This window comes from Fructilactobacillus carniphilus, from assembly GCF_024029675.1.
GTDB classification, from domain to species: Bacteria; Bacillota; Bacilli; order Lactobacillales; family Lactobacillaceae; genus Fructilactobacillus; species Fructilactobacillus carniphilus.
On sequence record NZ_CP097121.1, the window covers coordinates 925,887 to 947,064 of the forward strand.

The 21,178-nt window shown below is 48.8% G+C and carries 21 protein-coding genes; 4 read left to right on the top strand and 17 right to left on the bottom strand.

What is annotated here, in order from left to right:
- Positions 1-3: 3 nt before the first annotated feature.
- Entirely contained in the window at positions 4-435 is a 432-nt protein-coding gene (locus M3M37_RS04715; protein WP_252794523.1) for a YwiB family protein, read from the bottom strand.
- Positions 436-547: 112 nt separating this feature from the next.
- Between M3M37_RS04715 and M3M37_RS04720 the strand changes: the two genes are divergently transcribed.
- A complete protein-coding gene (locus tag M3M37_RS04720; RefSeq protein WP_252794524.1) occupies positions 548-1,924 on the top strand; it encodes an HD domain-containing protein in 1,377 nt (458 codons plus the stop codon).
- Positions 1,917-2,726, top strand: a complete 810-nt coding sequence (gene yidA, locus M3M37_RS04725) for a sugar-phosphatase (protein ID WP_252794526.1) — start codon at positions 1,917-1,919, stop codon at positions 2,724-2,726. Before M3M37_RS04720 ends, yidA begins: the two co-directional genes overlap by 8 nt.
- A gap of 52 nt (positions 2,727-2,778) precedes the next feature.
- Here the strand turns inward: yidA and M3M37_RS04730 are convergent, their stop codons facing one another.
- The 3 genes from M3M37_RS04730 to purR form a co-directional block, all read right to left on the bottom strand.
- Positions 2,779-3,774 (bottom strand): ribose-phosphate diphosphokinase, encoded by a 996-nt coding sequence (locus tag M3M37_RS04730; RefSeq protein WP_252794528.1) that lies wholly within the window; start codon positions 3,772-3,774, stop codon positions 2,779-2,781.
- 66 nt (positions 3,775-3,840) lie between these two features.
- Positions 3,841-5,220 carry a bifunctional UDP-N-acetylglucosamine diphosphorylase/glucosamine-1-phosphate N-acetyltransferase GlmU gene (gene glmU / locus M3M37_RS04735; protein WP_252794529.1) on the bottom strand — a complete coding sequence of 460 codons (1,380 nt, stop codon included), beginning with the start codon at positions 5,218-5,220 and terminating at the stop codon, positions 3,841-3,843.
- 12 nt (positions 5,221-5,232) lie between these two features.
- Entirely contained in the window at positions 5,233-6,066 is an 834-nt protein-coding gene (purR, locus tag M3M37_RS04740) for a pur operon repressor (protein WP_252794531.1), read from the bottom strand.
- Positions 6,067-6,274: 208 nt separating this feature from the next.
- Here purR and M3M37_RS04745 point away from each other — a divergent pair, with 208 nt between their 5' ends.
- Entirely contained in the window at positions 6,275-6,481 is a 207-nt protein-coding gene (locus M3M37_RS04745; protein WP_252794533.1) for a hypothetical protein, read from the top strand.
- Positions 6,482-6,522: 41 nt separating this feature from the next.
- Here the strand turns inward: M3M37_RS04745 and M3M37_RS04750 are convergent, their stop codons facing one another.
- The 13 genes from M3M37_RS04750 to trpS all read right to left on the bottom strand — a co-directional run bounded on the left by M3M37_RS04750 (position 6,523) and on the right by trpS (position 18,572).
- Positions 6,523-7,320: a metal ABC transporter permease gene (locus tag M3M37_RS04750; protein WP_252794534.1), complete on the bottom strand. Its 798-nt coding sequence runs from the start codon at positions 7,318-7,320 to the stop codon at positions 6,523-6,525.
- Positions 7,313-8,011, bottom strand: coding sequence for a metal ABC transporter ATP-binding protein (locus tag M3M37_RS04755; protein ID WP_252794536.1), 699 nt, complete (start codon positions 8,009-8,011; stop codon positions 7,313-7,315). The genes M3M37_RS04750 and M3M37_RS04755 overlap by 8 nt, the downstream gene beginning before the upstream one ends.
- 104 nt (positions 8,012-8,115) lie before the next feature.
- A complete protein-coding gene (locus M3M37_RS04760) occupies positions 8,116-8,346 on the bottom strand; it encodes a Veg family protein (protein WP_252794537.1) in 231 nt (76 codons plus the stop codon).
- 59 nt (positions 8,347-8,405) lie between these two features.
- On the bottom strand, positions 8,406-9,293 hold the full coding sequence (gene rsmA / locus M3M37_RS04765) for a 16S rRNA (adenine(1518)-N(6)/adenine(1519)-N(6))-dimethyltransferase RsmA (protein ID WP_252794539.1): 888 nt from the start codon (positions 9,291-9,293) through the stop codon (positions 8,406-8,408).
- Entirely contained in the window at positions 9,268-9,852 is a 585-nt protein-coding gene (gene rnmV / locus M3M37_RS04770; RefSeq protein ID WP_252794540.1) for a ribonuclease M5, read from the bottom strand. The genes rsmA and rnmV overlap by 26 nt, the downstream gene beginning before the upstream one ends.
- Entirely contained in the window at positions 9,839-10,627 is a 789-nt protein-coding gene (locus M3M37_RS04775) for a TatD family hydrolase (protein WP_252794542.1), read from the bottom strand. The genes rnmV and M3M37_RS04775 overlap by 14 nt, the downstream gene beginning before the upstream one ends.
- A 71-nt stretch (positions 10,628-10,698) precedes the next feature.
- Positions 10,699-12,735, bottom strand: a complete 2,037-nt coding sequence (metG, locus tag M3M37_RS04780; protein ID WP_252794543.1) for a methionine--tRNA ligase — start codon at positions 12,733-12,735, stop codon at positions 10,699-10,701.
- Positions 12,736-12,782: 47 nt separating this feature from the next.
- Positions 12,783-13,619 (bottom strand): DUF72 domain-containing protein, encoded by an 837-nt coding sequence (locus M3M37_RS04785; protein WP_252794545.1) that lies wholly within the window; start codon positions 13,617-13,619, stop codon positions 12,783-12,785.
- Entirely contained in the window at positions 13,616-14,341 is a 726-nt protein-coding gene (locus M3M37_RS04790) for an NAD-dependent protein deacylase (protein ID WP_252794546.1), read from the bottom strand. The genes M3M37_RS04785 and M3M37_RS04790 overlap by 4 nt, the downstream gene beginning before the upstream one ends.
- Before the next feature lie 17 nt (positions 14,342-14,358).
- Positions 14,359-15,321, bottom strand: a complete 963-nt coding sequence (locus M3M37_RS04795; protein WP_252794547.1) for an IpaB/EvcA family protein — start codon at positions 15,319-15,321, stop codon at positions 14,359-14,361.
- Complete coding sequence (locus tag M3M37_RS04800) at positions 15,311-16,579, bottom strand: hydroxymethylglutaryl-CoA reductase, degradative (protein ID WP_252794549.1); 1,269 nt, start codon at positions 16,577-16,579, stop codon at positions 15,311-15,313. The genes M3M37_RS04795 and M3M37_RS04800 overlap by 11 nt, the downstream gene beginning before the upstream one ends.
- Before the next feature lie 19 nt (positions 16,580-16,598).
- Positions 16,599-17,528 carry a Ppx/GppA family phosphatase gene (locus tag M3M37_RS04805; protein WP_252794551.1) on the bottom strand — a complete coding sequence of 310 codons (930 nt, stop codon included), beginning with the start codon at positions 17,526-17,528 and terminating at the stop codon, positions 16,599-16,601.
- Between the two features lie 27 nt (positions 17,529-17,555).
- Positions 17,556-18,572 carry a tryptophan--tRNA ligase gene (gene trpS / locus M3M37_RS04810; protein ID WP_252794553.1) on the bottom strand — a complete coding sequence of 339 codons (1,017 nt, stop codon included), beginning with the start codon at positions 18,570-18,572 and terminating at the stop codon, positions 17,556-17,558.
- A 296-nt stretch (positions 18,573-18,868) separates the two neighbouring features.
- On the opposite strand from trpS, the gene helD reads away from it, so the two are divergent.
- A complete protein-coding gene (gene helD, locus M3M37_RS04815; RefSeq protein WP_252794557.1) occupies positions 18,869-21,163 on the top strand; it encodes an RNA polymerase recycling motor HelD in 2,295 nt (764 codons plus the stop codon).
- Positions 21,164-21,178: the final 15 nt, after the last annotated feature.

Genomic DNA, 21,178 nt, shown 5'->3' on the forward strand with positions numbered 1-21,178 from the left:
AACTTATCGGTAAAATTGCAATCGAATCTGGTGGTTCCCAACCTCTTCGTCGTCCGTAAAAATTCGGTAATCTGCGCTCACGGTTCCACGTAACTCAGCTAAATCAAGTTCAGTTTCCACGGCAGTGGCTTCGGCATCTATCTGTAACTTACCGTAGGGAGTCACGTCAACATTTTGCGTCCGTTGCCCGGCAATCAACTGTAGCGTTAACTGGCTTTCTCCGTAGCGACTAATCCGTAGTGAATTAGGACCATCAATTTTATAGGTTACTGGAACCGTCTCCTCGTTATCCTCATTAAAGCGCAGATAAACGGTGGTGCCAAGTTGGACCAGCTGACCTACGGCGCTAAACCGATAATGCTCTTCTTCTCCTGCTTGGTGTAAGATGGTTTCTCCTTCAATGTGAACGGGTTGACTTGGTAATTTATGGGGCATCAGCACCCTTCCTTTCTCTCTTTTTTTATGGTTAATAATTAGACACAATCACATTCGCCTCTGACGAATGCTCGTTGATACGCTATAATGGTATGGAAATGGAGGGGAAACAATGGGCTACCAGACAGAAAAACTAAAACAGGAAAAGGTCATTAGAGATCCGGTCCACAGTCACATTTACATTCAAGACCAAATCATCATGGACTTGATTAACACAGCGGAATTTCAGCGCTTACGTCGAATTCATCAGTTAGGCACCACGTCGTTAACATTCCCGGGCGCAGAACATACCCGTTTCTCCCACTCGCTAGGTGTATATGAAATTGTGCGCCGGATTTGTAACCACTTCCAAAGAAATTATCCAACGCAAACGCCCGGTGATGGTCTCTGGGATGATCAAGATCGTCTCGTGGCGGAATGTGCTGGGTTACTGCATGACATTGGTCATGGGACCTACTCCCACACTTTTGAACACATTTTCCAAACCAATCACGAGAAAATTACGCAGGAAATTATTACTTCGGAAGGCACGGAGGTCAATCAGGTCTTGCGTAAGATGGGACCAAACTTCCCCAATCAGGTGGCGAGCGTCATCAACAAAACCTATCCAAATCAACAGGTGGTCCAGATGATTTCCAGTCAGTGCGATGCGGACCGGATGGATTATCTGTTACGGGATTCTTACTTTACCGGCGCTCAGTACGGTAACTTTGACTTAGACCGCATTTTACAGGTGATGCGCCCCTACGAGCAAGGAATCTGCTTTAAAAAAAGTGGGCTACATGCGATTGAATACTACATTGTCTCGCGGTACCAAATGTACCTGCAGGTCTACTTTCACCCCACCTCGCGTTCGATGGAAGTGATCTTGGCCCACCTGCTTAAACGAGCCCGGCAGATTGCCCAGGATCCCCAGTATCAGGATGACTTTCAACCAGGACTATTACGGCCCTTTTTAACCGAGCAGTTTGATTTAAAGCACGATTTGTCCAACTATCTGCAGTTAGACGATGGCGTGTTAACCACTTATTTTTCTGCCTGGCGGACTTTTCCCGATCCAATTTTAGCAGATTTAGCCACCCGGTTCTTAGACCGCAAACCGTTCAAATCCGCCCAGTTTACGCCGGAAACAAAACCACAGCTGGCCAAGCTGCGCTCCTTCGTAGCGGACGTCGGCTTTGATCCAAATTTTTACACCGCCACTGACAATAGCTATAACCAGCCTTATGATGTATACGATCCTACCGATTCGCATCCCAACGCTCAAATCGAGCTCATGGAAAAGGACGGCAGTCTCATCGAACTTTCGCAGGCCAGTTTGTTAGTCCAAACCATTACCGGCCGGGATGTCGGTGACAGCCGCTTCTTTTTCCCCAAGGAAATGTTTCACCCAGAAGCAGCCGGGCTGTTTGCAGAAACGACTGCTCAATTTCAAAGCTATCTTCGTAACGATCACATTATTCAACCAAAGGAGTCTCAACATGACTGACATTAAACTAATTGCCATTGACATCGATGGTACCCTCTTGAACGAAAAAAACGAACTCGCTCCAGCCACCATTAGTGCCATTAAGAAGGCACGAGAAAAAGGCATTAAAATCGTGCTCTGTTCGGGTCGGCCCCTCGCCGGGATTCGTCCCTACTTAAAACCACTGGGACTCAGTGGCAAAGACGAATACGCGATTGCCTTTAACGGCTCTGTGGCTGAGGACTTGACCGGTCAGGTCATCTTTGAAACAACCGTCCACTATGAGGATTTCTTAGAAATCGAAATGATGTCCCGCGAAATGGGCGTCCACTTCCAAATTGAAACCACCGACGGGATCTACGCCACCAATCGGGATCTCAGTCCTTACACGGTTTATGAAAGCCAACTGGTAAACCTGCCGATTCATTATCGCACCCCCGAAGAAATTACCCCGGACTTCAAGATTGCCAAGTTAATGTTCATCGACGAACCCGACAAGATTGATTTGGCTAACCACAACATTCCGGACTCGATTAAACACCGAATGGGCGTGGTGAAGAGTACTCCCGTCTTCTTGGAATTCATGAACGCCAAGGCCGGGAAGGGGACCGCAGTTCAACACCTCGCCGAAAAATTAGGACTAACGGCTGAAAACGTGATGGCCATTGGTGATCAGGAAAATGACCTCAGCATGATTAAGTACGCCGGCACCGGGGTCGCCATGGGCAATGGGATTGATGACGTAAAGGAAAACGCCCAGTTCATTACAAAACCTAACAGTGAAGACGGCGTAGCCTATGCCATTAACAAATATGTGAACTAATCCGTTCGATAGAAAAGGAGTGACTTAGCATTTTGCTAAGTCACTCCTTTTTTTAGTCTTGTTTCATTTCGTCTTTTTCGTAGTTAAACCGGGAGTTAAAGAGTGGGCTCACTGGTCGGTTTTGGTCGATGCGTAGGATGGCATCTCCGACGAGAGGGGCCACAGAAATCTGCTTGATTTTATCAATCTTCTTCTCCTCAGGCAGTTGAATCGAATCGGTCACCACGACCTGTTTGATGGGCGAATTAGCCAATCGTTCCGTGGCCGGACCAGACAGCACCGGATGCGTACAGCAGACGTAAACTTCTTTGGCCCCGGCATCAATCAAGGCTTGCGCCCCCTGAGTAATGGTTCCCGCGGTATCAATCATATCGTCAATCATGATGGCTCGCTTGCCCTTGACATCCCCAATGATGTTCATAATCTTCGCCACGTTGGCTTTCGGTCGTCGCTTATCAATAATCGCAATCGGATCACTGAGGAATTCAGCCAGTGCCCGGGCCCGTGAAACTCCACCGTGGTCGGGAGAAACTACCACAGCATTTTCGTTCAAGTGATTTTGAATGAAGTAATCCGCTAACAACGGAGCACCCATTAAATGATCCACTGGAACGTCAAAGAATCCCTGGATTTGCGCCGCGTGCAAATCTAAGGCAACGACCCGTGTAATCCCAGCGGTTTGGAGCATGTCAGCGACGAGCTTGGCTGTAATCGGTTCTCGGGAGCGGGCCTTCCGGTCCTGACGCGCGTAACCGTAGTACGGAATCACCACGTTAATCGTAGCAGCACTAGCCCGACGCAGGGCGTCGACCATAATCAACAATTCCATCAGGTTATCGTTCACTGGATCGGAGGTTGACTGGATGATGTATACGTCATCTCCACGGACACTTTCATCAATCGTAATTTTAATTTCACCATCACTAAAGTGGGAAACGGATGCTTTCCCGAGTGGAATTCCAATGTGATCCGCTACCTTTTCGGCGAGCGGCACGTTGGAATCCAACGCAAAAATTTTCATGTTTGAGTCAGTTGTTTTGGTGTCCATAAGTAGCCCCCGTTAGTAATTTGTCCTCTCAACTAGATTATATTATGCTTGGCTTTTTTCAGCAAACTAATCTGCCCCGTCAAACGGTAGCTTTTGATAGTAATTCGGCTTGTTGGTTTGCCGACTACGAGCAATCGCCATGTCGTACTGATGAATGTCATCCGTAATAGTTGAACCAGCGGCAATGAAACTGTGATCAGCAATGGTGACTGGTGCAATCAAATTGGCGTTACTGCCGATGAAGACGTCGTCACCGACCGTAGTTTCGTGCTTATGCTTGCCATCGTAGTTCGCAAAGATTACTCCACACCCGATGTTGATGTTCTTGCCTAGGGTAGCATTCCCGACGTAGGTTAAGTGCCCTAATTTGGTTCCATCTCCGATATGGGACTTCTTCACCTCGCAGAAGTTGCCAATGTGGACATGTTCACCAATCACAGCGCCCGGCCGCAGGTGGCTGTTCGGACCAATGTCTGAATGGGCACCCATTTCTGCTTCTTCCAGCGTTGAGGACGTAACGGTAACATCGTCATGAATTACGGTGTTGACCAGTTTCGAGTTTGCACCAATCACACAGTCTTTCCCAATCTTAGTTCCCTGCTGTAACTGTACCCCTGGTTCAATGATGGTATCAGGTCCAATTTCGATATCAGCGTCAATGTAGGTTGAGTCCGGATCAATAATGGTAACCCCATTGTTCATGTGGGATTCATTAATCCGTTGTTGCATCACTTTGGTAGCGGCAGCTTGCGCCACTCGATTGTTTACACCCATTGATTCGGAAAAATCAGCCATTTTATAAGCGGCAATGGTGTCACCCTGCTGCTTTAAGACCTCGATGGCATCCGTCAGGTAGTATTCCCCCTGCGCGTTGTCATTGTTAGTATCATGCAGCGCTGCAAACAACTTCTGATTATCAAACACATAGACTCCCGTGTTAATTTCGTGAATCGTTTTTTCTTCGGAATCAGCGTCTTTTTCTTCGACGATTTTTTCCACGATGCCAAGATCGTTGCGCACAATCCGACCGTAGCCAGTTGGATCAGGCGCCATCGACGTTAAAATTGTCGCCGTAGCTTTTTTATCTTCATGATAGGCAAAGAGGTTTTTCAACGTCGTAGCGGTAAAGAGTGGTGTGTCCCCACTAATTACTAGCGTCGTTCCCTCGGCATTCTTTAACAGTGGTTCGGCCCGTAACACAGCATCTCCCGTTCCCAGCTGTTGGTCTTGCACCACGTACTTGGTCCGGTCGCCCAGTTCTTCTTTCACAGCTTCAGCTCCAAAGCCAACCACCGTGACAATTTGATCCATGTCCAGTTGACTCACTTGGGTTAACACATGATCCACCATCGATTTTCCGCAAATCCGGTGCAACACTTTGTAAAGTTTCGATCTCATCCGCGTTCCCTTACCAGCTGCGAGGATGATTGTATTTCTTGTTCCCATCTTTTCCTACTCCTACTTGCTTGAGCCAAAAATTTTTTCGTCGTAATTACCCTTAGTAATCCGCATTTCCCCGTCATCCTGGTTCTCCATTTTAACCAGAGACGTGTAGTTTCCCACGTTTTGTTGCCCGCTTTGGTAGGCCCCTTCGGCAAAGAAGGTGCTACCCACCAGGTTACAGTCAAACTCTTCAATCAGGGAGGTCAAACCGTTGATAGTTCCTCCACCGTGAATAAAGTCATCCACGATTAAGACGTTCGCCCCTTGGTCAAGGCTCCGCTTTGAAATCGTCATCCGTTTGATTTTCTTACTGGAACCAGATACGTAGTTCACACTCACGGTCGAACCTTCGGTAATGTTAGTGTCGTGACGCGCGATTACCAGTGGCACGTTCAAATAAGACGATGCTGCTTGGGCAATCGGAATTCCCCGCGTGGCTACCGTTAGTACCGCATCCACGCGTTGGTTAAGGTACTGGGTTGCAATCATCCGTCCCAGATAACGTAGCTTGTCTGGATCACCTAAAATATCTGACATGTAGACGTACCCACCGGGCAATAATCGTTGCGAGTTATTTAGAATTTCAATTACCTCATCCATGAACTCGTCGGCGGCTTCCTTTAAAATATAGGGAATGTATTTAGCTCCCCCAGCTGCGCCGGGAACCGTTTCGACTAACCCGATTCCCCGGTCCTGAAAGGTCCGTTTTAAGATGGTTAAGTCTTCACTAATGGAAGATTTGGCAGAATCGTAACGTTGTGCAAAAAACGTCAACGGAATCAGTGCATGGGGTCGATTTAACAGATAATCGGTCATATCGACCAATCGTTCACTTCGTTTAATTTTCATAATTTCACCTCATTATAGATTTATCCTACTGAAATTTTAGCATAATTGTTCGGTTTTTACGTCAAAACACGTAAATTTATCTAAAAATTAAATTAAACGAGAGAAATCGCTAACGTTCGTCAAAAAAATTCTCCTAAAAAGCTTGATTTTTGGATTAGCCCGGGTCGTGTTAGGATAGAGGAAACGAAACTAAGGTGGTGAAGTGACATTGAAACGTTGGAAAGCAATGCTCGTGATTGAAATCCTGAGCCTCCTTGTCTTGATTGCTGCGCTCACCATGCGTCATCCTAATGCAGTCTTAGGCGCCGCTCCACTTCCTTTACGGCTCACCGGGTTGGTGGTCATTCTGGTCATCTATGGCATCATTTTTGGACTCCAATATCTCTGGTACCGGTCCTTACACCGAAAAAATTAAGAAAAGAGGCTACAGAAAATTAATTCTGCAGCCTCTTTTAGTTAGGACCGTTCTTTTAAATAATTGTAGCCAAGGGCTAAAAAGTACAGCGCACATTCAATCGTCGCAATGAAGAAACTGACGGGCAGGTTCGTGACGTACCCTAGGTATAGTCCTAACCAAACTCCTAGTAAGCCACAGCCAATCGCCACGGCAATCATGCCACTCACCGAGTGGGCAAAGTACTTGGCACTTGCTGCTGGTAGCGTTAACAGGATAAAGATTAATAGAGACCCCACGATTTGGGCCGCAACGGACACACTCAAAGCTAGTAGCAATAAAAAGATCACTGACATTAAACTGCTATGAACGTGCTGAGCACTAGCGCCCACAGGATCAAACGAGTCAAACTTCAGGTTACGGTAAATTACAAATAAAATTAGTAAGACAATGACTGCTAACACTAACATCTGGTAAACGTCCGCGGGACTAATCCCGACAACGCTCCCAAACAAGATGTTGGTTGCATAACTAGCACTTTTATTGGAGAGGGCCAAGAAGAGGACTCCCAACCCGATAAACAGCCCAGAAATGGCACTAATTGAGTTCTCCCGGCGGGCTGCTTTGGTGCTCATCCGGCCCACTAGAACTGAGCTGACCATCGTAAAGAGCAGCATTCCGTTTAAAGGCGTGATGCCCACAAACATTCCAAAGGACGCCCCGGCAAAACCAATTTCTGACAGCGTATGGGTCAAAAAAGACATGTTACGAGCCACCACGAAGACGCCGATGAACCCACAGACAATTGCAATCATGGTACTAGCCAGGTAAGCATTCCGCATAAAATCAAAACTAAACATGTTGTTCTCCTCCTTGATATTCACTAACCTGCAGCTGATCAATCGGTCCAAATTGGTATCCATCTGGTTGTAACAACAGATAGTCATCCGAAAACTGTTTGGCTAGCGGAATATCATGAGTCACAGAAATTACCGTCACCCCGGTTTGCTGGTTGAGCTTGCGCACCAAACGCAGTAGCTGCTCCTTCGCAATCGGGTCCAAACTCGCCGTGGATTCATCTAAAATCAACAAATCCGGTTGCATGGTGAGTGCCTGGGCTAAATAAGCCCGTTGCTTTTCTCCCCCAGACGTCCGCCCTAACGGCTCATTTTGCAGTTTGGTCAGGTCTGTTTCTGCCAGGACATCGGTCAACCGTTTCCGTTCCTGCGGTTTCAGCCAAGGGAGCAGCGAATGGGTAAAGTTAAGCGCCACAAAGTTCTTCACTGATAACGGGTATTCATCATCAATGTTACGAAATTGGGGCACATACCCAATCCGGATTGCTTTGCGATTAGGAAAAAACTCTACGCTACCATGGGTCGGTTTTAACTGTCCGAGAATAATCCGGACTAACGTGGTTTTTCCTACCCCATTTTCTCCCACAATGCTCAAAAAACGTCCCCGGTGGAGTTTGAAGTTCAGATTATTTAAAACGCGTTTCTCGGTGAATTGCTCCTGCAAATCGTGTGTTGACAAAATTAGGTCGTCCATCGTTGTGCCTCCAGACCGCTTACTGTGATAATCGTCATTTAAGTATAAGCTACCGAAAAATAGAAATAAAAAAAAGACCCTTGCAGTCTTTTTAATTTGGTTATTTACATAAATGTAACTTGAATATCTTTGGTTAAGATCTTGGTGTAGGTAAATGAAGCGTGTGCAGGTTGCTCACTTGAATCAAGATCAACAATAAATACCGCTGGAAAAACCTCCACGAGGACTCCATCGTATTCATTCGTTCGTTTTCTCCCAGCTTGCTCAATAACTTTAATGTCACTGCCAAGGTGGTCTTGAATCCAATCTCTGATATCCGGCAAATTCATTTGCATTACAAATCACCTCACAAAGTGCATTGTACCACAAAAACGCCGGGATGTAAAGCATTCTCCTATTTCAACAGTCCGACTTTGTGAAATTCGTTGGTCAGGGTAATAAACTGACTAACTCCCAGGGCTTGGGGACGAACGTTCGGTTCAATTCCAACTGTCGAAAGCACCGTCCGAATCGTGTCCTTCGTCGCCGGCTGTTTATCAAAGACCGACTGTAAGTTGTTCCAGAGGGTTTTACGCCGGTGCATGAAGCAGCCATGGACAAAGGAGAAGAAGGTCGATTGACTGTAGGCAGTTGCTTGGTCAGCGGAACGGGGCGTTAACTTGACCACCGCGGAATCAACCTTGGGGGCCGGGATAAACGATTTTTTCGACACTTCCAGCGCAATCTCTACCTGATACAGGTACTGGGTCATCACACTTAATGCTCCGTAGTCATGCGAATTCGATCGCGCCACCAGGCGACTAGCAACTTCCTTTTGCATCATCAAAACAATCGTCGCAAAGTGCACCTGCCCCTTTAAAAAGTTCATCAAAATCGGTTTGGTGATGTAATACGGTAGATTGGCCACGGCCTTTAACTGATGTTGACCATCCAGCCGTTCAGCTAGCACTTCTGGGACGTTGGCCTGTAAAAAGTCCTGGTTAACAATCGTGACGTTCTGGTAGTCAGCAAGCGTTTCAGCTAGCACGGGCATCAAGTTCTGGTCAATTTCAAACGCTAAGACCTGGTGGGCGCGTTGGGCAATCTGTTCAGTCAGAGCGCCGATTCCTGGTCCAATTTCGACCACGTCGTCCTGCTCCGTCACGTCTGCGGCGGTCACAATCCCCTCCAGGACGTTTAAATCGTCCAAGAAGTTTTGGCCTAGGCTTTTCTTGGCACTTAAATGATACTGATTTAGGATACCAAGCGTCCGGTTTCTAGTCCCGATGGCTGGTTGATTCATGCGTTGTTCCTCCTTCTAGGTGCGTAAGGGCTTCGTTAAATTGCTCCTTGGTAATCCCAAACATCCGCAGCCGGCGTTGCAGCTGTTTCGCGTTCACATATCCGAGGTGCAGATACTCACCAAGCTCCAAGCGACGTTGCTTGGCGGCGTGATTTCCCACTAAATTAGCGGCCATCAACTCTTCCCGGCTAATGACCTCCGGGTTACTGTCACTTTCCGTGTACACCTGGGCTAAGGCCTCGCGAATGGCAGCGGGAGAAGCGTGCTCCACCCCCAGCGAACCGTGGGCCTTATCGGGAGCCGCAGCGTGTTTATCCAAAAAAGCGTGTTTGGCCTCGGGAATTTCGTCCGCAATGATGCGGCGAATCTTTTCGCCCGAAAAATCGGGGTCGGTGAACACAATTACTCCGCGAGTTTGCGCCAGTCGGTCAATCAGGGCCAGCGTTTCGTCGCTAATTGCCGAACCCCGGGTTTCAATCGTGTCGGCATCCACGGCCTGTTGAATCCGCTCGGTATCTGATTTACCTTCGACCACTAAGACTTCCTTAATTCGTTTCATCTAAATCTTCCAATCCAAAAATCCGGTTTGTGTTTTTAAAGGTAGCCGCAGCAATTTCGTCCGGATCGACGTCCTTATACCGCGCAATTGCTTCCAGAGTGTACAACGTGTAACCCGGTTGGTTTTCGTCCCCACGCAGTGGCTCTGGCGCTAAGTACGGGGCATCCGTTTCCACTAGTAACCGCTCCATTGGCGTCTGGCGGACCGCTTCGTGCACTTCCTTCGTCTTCTTAAAACTAGCCACGCCACTGTAAGACAGCATCATGCCGAGGTCTAAAAAGCGCTGCATCCACTCCACGTCTCCGTTGAAGCTGTGGATAATGCCGCCAACCGTTTCGATGTGTTCCTCACGTAAAATCCGATAGGTATCTTCAAAGGCATCCCGATTATGCACCGAGATCGGCAGGTTGATTTCCTTTGCGAGCCGAATTTGTTGCCGAAAAACGTTCTGTTGCGTGGTTCGATCCACTCGGGTTTGGTGGTAGTCTAGACCAATTTCTCCCAGGGCGACAACTTGATCATCTTGTAATTGGGTCCGCAAGATTTTTTCTGCCGCCTGATCGTAACCATCTGCATCTTCGGGGTGCCACCCAACAATCGCCACGATCCCCGGATATTGATGGGCCAATTCAAGCGCACGCTGGTTCAAGGCGAGGTTCGACCCCACGTTGGCCATCCGCACGACCCCGAGCCGGTGGGCGTGTTCAATTAGTTCGTCCTCCCGCCCAGCAAAGGTGGCATCGTTTAAATGAGTATGAGAATCAAAGATTTGCATGACAAACCTCCCTTTCGTGATTACTGGTTAAAACCAAAAAAGTTTCACGAATTCGTGAAACTAATTGGTGATTATGCTAATGTGCTGCCGTTTGGCAAGGAAGCGTCGACCATTACCAGTTGCACGTCTCCATTGGCTTTTTCAACGGATAACAACATGCCCTGGCTCAGTTCGCCCCGTAGTTTAATTGGTTTCAAGTTGGCCACGATGATGACCTTCTTGCCCACTAAGGACGCAAAATCTGGGTACCATTTGGCAATTCCAGACACAATCTGGCGTTCCCCGTCATCACCGGCATCCAGTTTAAACTGGAGCAGTTTGTCCGCTTTGGGCACCTTGTTTACGGCTTTAATTTCTGCCACCCGGAGTTCCACCGCGTCAAACTGATCGATGCTAATCTGATCCTTTACCTGCTTGAGCGTCGTTACTCCGACTGGTTTTTCTGCTTCGCGTTGTTTCATAGCAGCGCGACCCTTGGTCTTATCACTGGCCGTCATCTTGTCCTTGATGTAATCAATCTCAACGTCGCGATCAACCCGAGGGAAAATTGGTTCGCCGTTTGCAATTACCTTTTTACCCTGCGGGAGGTCACTTAACTGGGCCGTGTTTAAATCAAACATTCCATCGTTTTCTAAGCCCAGTTGATTTTGAATCAGGTTCGCTGCGTTCGGCATTGCCGGACTGACTAACAATGAAATGACACGGAGACTAGCCGCCAAGTGAGCCATCACGTTGGCTAATTGGGCTTTGGCGGCGTCATCGTCAGCCTTCGCGAGGACCCATGGTTCCGTTTGGTCAATGTACTTGTTGGTTTGCCCGATTAACTTCCAAACCGCGGAGAGCGCGTCCGAGAGGTGAACTGTGTCCATTAACTCATGGTATTCCTGGGTAACCGCTTGGGCCGTCTCCTGCAGTTCTTGACTCGGGGCGTCGTCCGTATCGTGATAAGCCGGCGTCACTCCCCCTTCGTACTTGTTAATCATGGCAACGGTCCGATTTAAGAGATTCCCGAGGTCGTTGGCCAGATCATAGTTAACCCGGTCCACGAAGTCTTCGGGGGTAAAGACCCCGTCTCCGGCAAACGGCACGGCCTTTAATAAGTAGTACCGGGTGGCATCAAGGCCGTAACGACCAATCAAGTCCTCTGGATAAATGGCATTTCCTTTAGACTTCGACATCTTGCCGTCTTTCATCGTAATCCAGCCGTGTCCATAAATTTCTTTGGGTAACGGTAAGCCTAACGCATGCAGAATAATTGGCCAGTAAATGCAGTGGAACCGGACAATTTCTTTTCCAATCATCTGCAGGTTAGCCGGCCAGAATTTCTTAAATAAGGTATCGTTATCACTACCATAGCCAAGCGCCGTAATATAGTTGGTTAACGCATCAATCCATACGTACACCACGTGCTTCGGATTGGCAGTTACCGGAATTCCCCAGGAAAAGGTCGTTCTCGAAACAGCAAGATCTTCTAACCCTGGTTCCAAGAAGTTTTTCACCATTTCGTGCATCCGGGAACTCGGTTGAATGAAGTCCGGGTGGTCCTGGTAGTACTGCATCAGCCAGTCAGCGTACTTACTCATCTTGAAGAAATAACATTCCTCGTTAACCAGTTGGACCTCGTTGCCAGTGGGCGCTTTTCCCCCAGTCACGTTGCCGTCTGCATCCCGGTAGACTTCTTCTAGTTGCGATTCCGTAAAGTACTCTTCGTCAGAAACTGAGTACCAACCGGAATATTGACCGAGGTAAATGTCGCCCTGATCCAGTAAGCGTTGGAAAATCCGTTGCAACGCTTGAACGTGGCGGTCATCCGTTGTTCGAATAAAATCGTCGTTAGAAACGTCCAGGTTCATCCAGAGGTCTTTAATCTGTTGAGCCATCTTATCGACGTAAGCTTGCGGTTCCAGGCCTAGTTTCTCGGCCTTTTGTTCAATTTTTAAGCCGTGTTCATCGGTTCCCGTCAGGTAGAAGACGTCTTCACCGAGCGAACGGTGGTAACGCGCTACCATGTCGGCGGCCACCGTCGTGTACGAGTTTCCGATGTGTAAGCGTCCCGACGGATAGTAAATTGGCGTCGTGACGTAAAAAGTGGATTTTTGGTCAGCCATGAGCTTTCTCCTTTAACCTGTTATTTTTTCATTATACAATACCTTGCCTAAAATAAATCCAGCTGTTCGGCAGGTAATTCTGTTCCCTGTTGGTGCAACATCCGTTGCAAGGTTAACGCGTTGGGCGCTGCGTCGTGACCGGTATTATTGTTAAAAATGACTACCACGGTATCCGCCTGCTGCGCTAACGTCTGAGCCGTCTTCGCCAGTGTTAGTAATTCCGCATCAGAGTAGTGATAGCGATACCGTTCCCGGGTGCCCTTAGCCCACTCAGTTGCATTTTTCCCGTGAAGCCGCATAAAAGCCAAGCGCTGGTTCGTAACCACCGGCGTAAACGGAATCCCGTTCGCCGTGGCGTGGGGTTCATCCACGACTACTTCGCTCATTTGCAAGCTCTGCAAGAACGCGGCCGTGTCCCGGCTTAATTCTTCTCCATCTAACCAGGAACGGTTGCGAAACTCAACGGCGAGCGGCCAATCGCCCAACTGCTCCCGGACGGTCCGTAAGTACTGAATGTTAGCTTGGGTGCAACGAAACGAGGGCGGAAACTGAAAGAGAACGGTCAACAGTTTTCCTGCGACGCGCATCGGTTCCAAGGCCGTTTTTAGTTCAGTAAAGCGAGCCAGCCGCATCTCATCCGTCACTTCCCCGAATCGGGGCATCGGGGTTTTCGTCATCATGTAATTGGCCTTCACCACAAACTGAAAGTCGGCGGGTGTTTCCTGAACCCATTTTTGCACCCACTCGGGTTTGGGAATGCTGTAAAAAGCACTATCAATTTCCACTACCGGAAAGCTCCCAGTGTATTCGGATAACGTTGCTTTCTTCTTCCCGTGGCTTAAAAGAGGGTGATCCGTCCAGGTGGTTAATCCGACCTTAATCATGAGTTTTCTTTAACCTGGAGCCGGTCAAAGACCTCGGTGGCGTCCAACTGGTACTGAGCGGTAACGCCCGGGATGTCCAGACGTTCCTGGTTAATCACCACGACCGGAACGTGCGGTTGCCGATAGTCTAACAGACCGGCAAAGGGGTACACGCGCATCGAGGTTCCGACAATCAAAATCAAATCGGCATTGTGGACGGCGTTCACACTAGCTTGGGCGACTTCCTGATCGATTCCCTCACCGTACAAAACGACATCCGGCCGTAAAATCCCGCCGTCTAACTCGTGGTACATGCTGTGAGCATACGTTGGATAATCAACCTCCATGCCGCACTTTTGACAGTAAATCCGGTAGAGATTCCCGTGAAATTCGTGCAGGTGGGTTGCGCCGGCCTGTTCGTACAAATTATCAATGTTTTGGGTCACAATCTCCGCCCGGTTGGCATTGGTAAAGGCTGCTTGCTTCTTCTGAATGACGTTAGGCTGGGCATCCGGATAATACAGATTCTTCATGACAAACTGGTAAAAGACCTTCGGTTCGTCAACCAAGCAGTCGTGACTTAAGTAGTATTCCGTGGGCCGATTCGTGTGCCCGCTGGTATACAACCCCGTTTTAGAACGATAATCCGGAATCCCCGAGGGCGTTGAAACCCCTGCTCCCGTCAAAAAGACCATCCGCTGGGCTTGATCTACTTGCGTTTGTAATGCGTCAAAATTTTCCATGCTGCCTGCCTCCTTGTTTAACGTTCCAAGTAGGGAATGTGGAGTTCGTCAAATAATTCTTGCACCGTTTTTTGGTAGAGTGACTGAATGTGGTCAACACTCACCTTTTCGCCGACGGGCCCGTCCATAACCAACGAGTTTTGGTCGTCACTGATGGTAAAACCGACGTAGGCCCGCTTTCCGGTTTTCCGGTTACGCAGTTCTGAGTAGTACAGTTTAAAGACCTGTTTGACCTGTAACCCGAGTTGGCGCTTGGAAAAGACCGAGGTCACCATCGCAAAGTCGTTGAGGTGCAGAGCCGGTAAGTCCCAATCCTGCAGTTGTTGGTCAAAGGCCCGAAAGAGCTTCACCACGTTGCGGCGTAGGGCAAACGGACTGTCAGTCGGCTTCTTCGTCAGTAACTGGTAGAGTTGCTCAGCTGCTTTCGTTGCAATTGGAAAATCGTGATCAAAGAGGTAGCGATACTTCTCAAAGTGGTCACCCAAAAAGACGAGGGCATCTAAGACCGTTACCAAGCGGGTAATCATCTCAGCATCTACTTGCCCCTGTTCCGGGGTAATCGTCTGCCGGACGCCCTTCACAACCGCCTCTTCCACCGTTTCATCAATCAAGCCGTGCTTGCGCTGTTCGGCATACACCACGAAGTGACTAACCGTATCAAAGAGGTCGGTTCCGACGTAGCGGAGTTGTTCATCTAATTGTTCATCACCGGTGGTCAACGGAAAGTACACCTGCGGAAAGCCCCGTAGGGTCATCAGCACGTGCAATAATTCGTGACTGGCCAAAAAGTCAGGATCAGTCACGTCACTTAACTGCACAAAGAGGTGTTGACCGTCTTGCATGGTTTGCACTTGGTCATGACGTAGGTAACCCGACTTTAAGTCCCCAATAATTTGGACCTGGACGTCTCCTTCAAAGAAACGCGCCACGGTGTTAAGTAGGTTCTGAACCGCGGGATTTAAGTTTACGTCATTCGCCATCGGTTTCATCCTCCTTCAACTTTGCTACCAACTGGTGGGCGTGGGATAAATCTTGTTCGTGTTTCGGTAACCGTTGCAAGGCACTAACCACTTGCATCACTTGCTCCGACTTAGCCCCGGCCGTCAAAGCCAGTGACTTCAGTTGCAAGCGCATGTGACCCTGTTGGATGCCATCGGTCACTAGCGCCTTTAGCGCCGCCAGGTTCTGGGCAAGTCCCACTCCCGCCAACACGTTCATCATTTCTAAGGCAGAGTGAATTCCCAAAATCTGGTAGTTAACCTTACTCATTTCAAGGACGTGGGTAGCACCCCCAACAATTCCCGTGGGAATCGGGAGCCGAATTCGACCTTCTAAGCCGTCCTCAGTCACCCGCCACTTACTTAGACCTTTATAGTTTCCCTTGCGCGCAGCAAAGGAGTGAGCAGCACTTTCCACGGCCCGCCAGTCGTTTCCGGTCGCGACCACCACGGCGTCAATTCCGTTCATAATGCCTTTGTTGTGGGTTGCAGCCCGTTTCGGATAAATGTTGGCCACGTCCGCCGCTTCGGCAATTCGATCTGCAACCTCCTGGCCGGATAAATCACCGCGCTGCAAAGCGGCAAATGGTACCATGCCGGTTGCAATCACCACGTTGTGATCACCAAAGTTTGACAAAATACTCATCAGCACTTGTTGCCCTAGTTCCGCTTCAATCTGGTCGGCAACGGCTTCTAGCATCGAGTTTAAAGTGTTGGCCCCCATGGCATCGCCGACGTCCACGAAGAGTTCTAAAGATACGTGGGCTTCATCGATGATGTTAAACTCCACGTCCTGAATCCCCCCGTACTTAGTAATGCTGGGATGGGCTGCTAAGGCCGTTTTCATGATGGCTTCCTTATTATTCGTAAACCAATCCTGGACGGCGAGCACGTTGTCGGCCTTGATGATTACTTCACCAGTTAAAACTCGGCTTTCCGCATGAGCGGTAATTCCGCCACCCCGTTTTAACATGGCAGCCCCATTGCTCGCTGCTGCGATGACGGACGGTTCTTCGACCACCATCGGAACTAGATATTCTTGCCCATTAACCACAAAATTCGTGGCAATTCCTTCGGGTAAACCGTAGTCAGTGAGATAGTTTTCAATCAGATCACCACTAACCTCGTTATAGTGCTGCTTAATTACGTCAACTTCCGTTTCGTTTAGCGGCACCACCTCCGTTAACAAAGCCAACCGGTCTGCATACGATTTGCGGTGAAAGCCGTGCATCTTTTCCATTGCTCACTCCTCCTTTCTGTTAAGCTTGCGGCCGTTGTTCTAAGTATTCGTTAATAACCCCTTCGCGGACCCCACCATCGGAAAAAATGACTCGTTTGGAGTCAATGAAATCCATCACGGCGGTCAGGTTGATTAACCCTCCGATGATGACATCGGCACGATCACTTTCGAGCCCATTAATTTGTTGACGTTCAGCCAGGTTTTTACTCAAAAGCTCCTGCATAGTTCGTTCCACCTGTTTGCGGGTCAACTGGTAGTTTTGAATCTCATCCACCCGGCGAAAGTGTTGCTGGCGCCGGTTAATCCGAGCTAACGTTCGGGCCGCCCCTCCGATTAAGACAATCGGATAGTGGGCTGGATGCCCTAACCAGCCAATTTTACTGAACTGTTCGATGATGTGTTGTTGGGCGGCAAAGAAGTTCGCCGCCGTCACCTGGTTTTGTAAGCAGAATCGTTCCGTCGTCTTCACGGCGCCCGTTGGCAAGCTCACGTAGTTAATCGCCTTCCGGTTACGCACGTGGACAATTTCCACGCTCGCACCCCCGATATCCATCAACACAAAGTCATGAGCCTTGATGCGGTTCACGACTCCTTCGTAGTCAAAGTAGGCTTCCTGATCTCCACTCAGAACCCGCACCTCAATTCCTAACTCGTCCTTAATGCTCCGCAAGAAATCAGTTTGGTTCTGGGCCTGCCGGACCGCGGCCGTGGCAATGGTGCGCACTACCACGTTCGGGAACTGTTCATATTCAGTTTGAAACCGGTGAAGCGCCGCAATTGTCCTTTTCATCGCGGAAAATTGCAGAATGTTGTTAGACCCCATTCCTTCCGATAGCCGGGCATCGTTTTTCATCCGTTTCACTTCACGGTATTTCCCAGCTGCATCAATCTCATAGATTGCCATGCGAACCGAGTTGGAGCCAATGTCAATAATTACAAAGTTTTCCATGGGAAACTCCCTTACTGCGTCTTGCGACTAGTCAAAATAGTTAAGCCCCATGGCATTCCGAACCTCAGTGAGGGTCCGTTCTGCCACTTGGTTGGCTTTCTGGCTGCCTGCTTTTAAGATGTCAGCGACCGCAGCGGGATTTTGTTCGTATTGTTCTCGCCGCGCTCTGATGGGAGCCAAAGTTGCCTGTAAGACTTCGTTTAAGTACAGCTTAATTTTAACATCTCCTAACCCACCATGAGCATATTGTTCCTTGAGCTCTTGAACGTGCTCCTGATCCGGGGCAAAAATGTCAAGGTAGGTAAAGACCGTGTTTCCTTCCACCTGGCCGGGATCTTCCACGTGAATGTGGTTTGGATCCGTGTACATCGACATGACCTTTTGCTTGATCACATCCGCGCTATCGGAAAGGTAAATTGCATTGTTTAACGACTTGCTCATCTTGGCATTGCCGTCTAAACCGGGAATTCGGCCTTCGCCCTTCGGTGGGAAGTAGCCCTCTGGTTCTACCAGCACATCCGTGTGGTAGGCTCGGTTAAAACTGCGGACAATTTCACGGGTTTGCTCTAACATGGGTTCTTGGTCATCCCCCACGGGAACCACCGTGGCCTTAAAGGCCGTGATGTCAGCGGCCTGACTAACTGGATAAGTTAAAAAGCCCGCCGGAACGCTTTCGTTAAAGCTTTTTTGTTGGATTTCGTGTTTAACGGTCGGATTGCGTTCCAACCGCGCCACGCTCACGAGGTTCATGTAAATCATGGTTAACTCGTTTAAAGCGGGAATCTGGGATTGAATAAAAATGGTTGATTTGGCGGGATCTAAGCCCACGGCCAGGTAATCTAGTGCCACCTGAAACAAGCTGTTGTGAATTTTTTCGGGATCACGCGCGTTATCGGTCAATGCCTGCATATCGGCAATCATAATGTAAGGATCGTATTTCCCGGTATTTTGTAATTTCACCCGGTTTTCCAAGGACCCCACGAAGTGTCCAATGTGCAATTTTCCGGTCGGGCGATCACCCGTTAAAATAATCGGTTTTGTCATCTAAATCTTCCTTTCTAAAAAAGCGCCCATTGATTCAAAATCAATAGGACGCCTCGACGTGGTACCACCTATATTGCAAATTAATGCCACTCAAATTAAAACTCAGTTTTAAGGATTCCAATTCGTGGTCACTTGGTTAGTTTCAGCACTTCTAACCTCTCTGTTTGGGGGTGCCACTACTCAACTTTACTGTTATTTTAGGGGTTTTTCGCCCCGGTGTCAAAGGCGTCGCAATTGACACTGTCCCCATTTCCCCTTAGAATGATGAGCGACTTTGAAACGAAAGAGGATCAATTATGAATCAACAAGAAGAACAGGAGGAACGCGACCGCGTTGCCCAGGTCACCACTTTTTTACACCACCAAATTGAAAAAGCAAAGCAGGCCGTTAAAAAGGCCCAGGCTGAATCAGATCGGGTCCAAAAAAACTACGGCATCAATACTTCCGTAAACTACTTAGAAGCAGATGACCGGATTGAAACCAAGGCTGATCTGCAGCAACAACGAAACCTGGTGAACCGGACGGTCGAAAACGAAGCGATTGTAAAGAAACAACTGGCGACCTACCAGCAACTTTCACACTCCCCTTACTTTGGGCGAATTGACGTTCAAGATTCCGGAGCCCCAACACCAGAACCACTTTACATTGGAACGGCCTCCTTAATGGACGGCAACGGAGAGTTCCTGATTCACGACTGGCGGGCGCCCATTTCTAGTGTTTATTACAACGGAACGCTCGGACCAGTCCACTACCAAACTCCGAACGGCGAACGAAGCACCACTCTGAAAAAAAAGCGTCAGTTTAAAATCAAGGACGGCCAGATCCTGCACATGTTTGACACTAACGAAACGGTAGGCGACGAGATGTTGCAGGAAACCCTGGGTAACAAGAGTTCTGACCAACTGCAAAACATCGTGGCCACGATTCAACGCGAGCAAAACGACATCATTCGCGACGTGCGCAGCGACCTCCTGGTGGTCCAAGGAGTCGCCGGGTCTGGAAAAACTTCCGCCCTCCTTCAACGAATTGCCTTCTTGCTGTATCACAGCCGTAACGAGCTGAGCGCCAACCAGATCCTACTCTTTTCTCCGAACCTCTTGTTCTCGAACTACATTAAAGACGTCCTCCCGAGCTTAGGGGAACGCAACATGCGCCAGGTCACGTTACAATCCTTCTTTGCGCAACGTTTAGAGGGTTTACGCGTCCAAACCCGGTTTGACCGCTACGAAGCAAGCCCAGTTCACAACCCATTGACAACGTATAAGGAAAGTCAAGCCTTTATTGATGAGTTGCGAACCTACTTACGGCAATTAAGTCCCCGTGCGATTTGTTTTACGGGACTCTACTTTCAGGGAGAATTATTCTTTTCGGCCGCCGAGGTTCGCAGTATCTATGCCCGGCTTAATCCAAAACTACCCTTAGCAGACAAGTTCTTAAAGACCAAGAACACCCTGATCAAACGCTTGAAAGCCCGCATCAACGAAGAGGTCCACGAAGACTGGGCGTTAGACGAACTGGATAACCTTTCCGATGAGCAATATCATAATTATCTCGGTGACCGTGACCCAGCCGACTTCCTCGATTTTGACGAAGAACGAGACTTTGTCGCTCGTAAACTGGTGAAGGAACGATTGCGCGTGGTTTATGATGCCATCTACAACGATCAGTTCTGGGACCAATATTCGCAGTACGAGAACTTTCTGGGTCAGCTTGATTCTAATGATCAAATTACGCCTGCGGATTGGCAGCGGGATCAGCGGGCCTTCACAGACACCCTTGAGTATCATCAGATTCGCTTGGTGGATGCCGCTCCCGTCCTCTTTTTACAGGACTACTTTACCGGGGAAAACCATAACCGTCACATCAAATACCTCTTTATTGACGAGGTCCAGGACTACTCGGTTGCCGAACTGATGTACCTTAAACTGACCTTTCCGCGGGCCAAGTTCAATTTGATTGGCGATAGCGAGCAGGCACTCTTTAAGGATGTGGAAACGGCGCAGGCTTTACTCAATCGGCTCAAAGCGGCGCTACCCGTCCGGCATCCCCGCTTGATTAACCTGAACCGGTCCTACCGCTCAACCTATCCGATTACTACCCTGGCTAGTAGCATTCTGCCCGCTGGTGATCACATTGAGGCCTTTAACCGGGAGGGGGATACCCCGACCTATGCGGAAGTTCCGGATGAACAACAGTTGCTAACGACCGCCCAAGCAATTATTAAGACCGAGGTGCAGGACCACGAAACGGTTGCTATCATCACGAAAACGAAAGATGAGGCGCAACACGTTTATCAAGAACTGCGCCACCAGTTTGACTGCCTGTTGGTAACGGACAAGGCCCGTACGCTGAACAAGTCCGTCTTAATCCTGCCGGTCTACCTGGCCAAGGGGTTGGAGTTTGATACCGTCATCGCTTGGAACGTCTCGGCAACCAACTTTCCTACCCATCATGAACTGGGCATTTTATACACCATGATGACCCGGGCCATGCACCACTTAGTTTTGCTAAGCCAGGGACCGCTGACCGACCTAATTCCTGAGCAGGCCTTGCACCAACAATTGTTAGTTAAAGCAAAAAGCACTTCGTAATGAAGTGCTTTTTTT

What these genes read in the sequence shown, in the direction of transcription:
- M3M37_RS04715 (WP_252794523.1), bottom strand. Translation starts at nt 435, where the DNA reads ATGCCCCATAAATTACCAAGTCAACCCGTTCACATTGAAGGAGAAACC.
- M3M37_RS04720 (WP_252794524.1), top strand. Translation starts at nt 548, where the DNA reads ATGGGCTACCAGACAGAAAAACTAAAACAGGAAAAGGTCATTAGAGAT.
- yidA (WP_252794526.1), top strand. Translation starts at nt 1,917, where the DNA reads ATGACTGACATTAAACTAATTGCCATTGACATCGATGGTACCCTCTTG.
- M3M37_RS04730 (WP_252794528.1), bottom strand. Translation starts at nt 3,774, where the DNA reads ATGGACACCAAAACAACTGACTCAAACATGAAAATTTTTGCGTTGGAT.
- glmU (WP_252794529.1), bottom strand. Translation starts at nt 5,220, where the DNA reads ATGGGAACAAGAAATACAATCATCCTCGCAGCTGGTAAGGGAACGCGG.
- purR (WP_252794531.1), bottom strand. Translation starts at nt 6,066, where the DNA reads ATGAAAATTAAACGAAGTGAACGATTGGTCGATATGACCGATTATCTG.
- M3M37_RS04750 (WP_252794534.1), bottom strand. Translation starts at nt 7,320, where the DNA reads ATGTTTAGTTTTGATTTTATGCGGAATGCTTACCTGGCTAGTACCATG.
- M3M37_RS04755 (WP_252794536.1), bottom strand. Translation starts at nt 8,011, where the DNA reads ATGGACGACCTAATTTTGTCAACACACGATTTGCAGGAGCAATTCACC.
- M3M37_RS04760 (WP_252794537.1), bottom strand. Translation starts at nt 8,346, where the DNA reads ATGCAAATGAATTTGCCGGATATCAGAGATTGGATTCAAGACCACCTT.
- rsmA (WP_252794539.1), bottom strand. Translation starts at nt 9,293, where the DNA reads ATGAATCAACCAGCCATCGGGACTAGAAACCGGACGCTTGGTATCCTA.
- rnmV (WP_252794540.1), bottom strand. Translation starts at nt 9,852, where the DNA reads ATGAAACGAATTAAGGAAGTCTTAGTGGTCGAAGGTAAATCAGATACC.
- M3M37_RS04775 (WP_252794542.1), bottom strand. Translation starts at nt 10,627, where the DNA reads ATGCAAATCTTTGATTCTCATACTCATTTAAACGATGCCACCTTTGCT.
- metG (WP_252794543.1), bottom strand. Translation starts at nt 12,735, where the DNA reads ATGGCTGACCAAAAATCCACTTTTTACGTCACGACGCCAATTTACTAT.
- M3M37_RS04785 (WP_252794545.1), bottom strand. Translation starts at nt 13,619, where the DNA reads ATGATTAAGGTCGGATTAACCACCTGGACGGATCACCCTCTTTTAAGC.
- M3M37_RS04790 (WP_252794546.1), bottom strand. Translation starts at nt 14,341, where the DNA reads ATGGAAAATTTTGACGCATTACAAACGCAAGTAGATCAAGCCCAGCGG.
- M3M37_RS04795 (WP_252794547.1), bottom strand. Translation starts at nt 15,321, where the DNA reads ATGGCGAATGACGTAAACTTAAATCCCGCGGTTCAGAACCTACTTAAC.
- M3M37_RS04800 (WP_252794549.1), bottom strand. Translation starts at nt 16,579, where the DNA reads ATGGAAAAGATGCACGGCTTTCACCGCAAATCGTATGCAGACCGGTTG.
- M3M37_RS04805 (WP_252794551.1), bottom strand. Translation starts at nt 17,528, where the DNA reads ATGGAAAACTTTGTAATTATTGACATTGGCTCCAACTCGGTTCGCATG.
- trpS (WP_252794553.1), bottom strand. Translation starts at nt 18,572, where the DNA reads ATGACAAAACCGATTATTTTAACGGGTGATCGCCCGACCGGAAAATTG.
- helD (WP_252794557.1), top strand. Translation starts at nt 18,869, where the DNA reads ATGAATCAACAAGAAGAACAGGAGGAACGCGACCGCGTTGCCCAGGTC.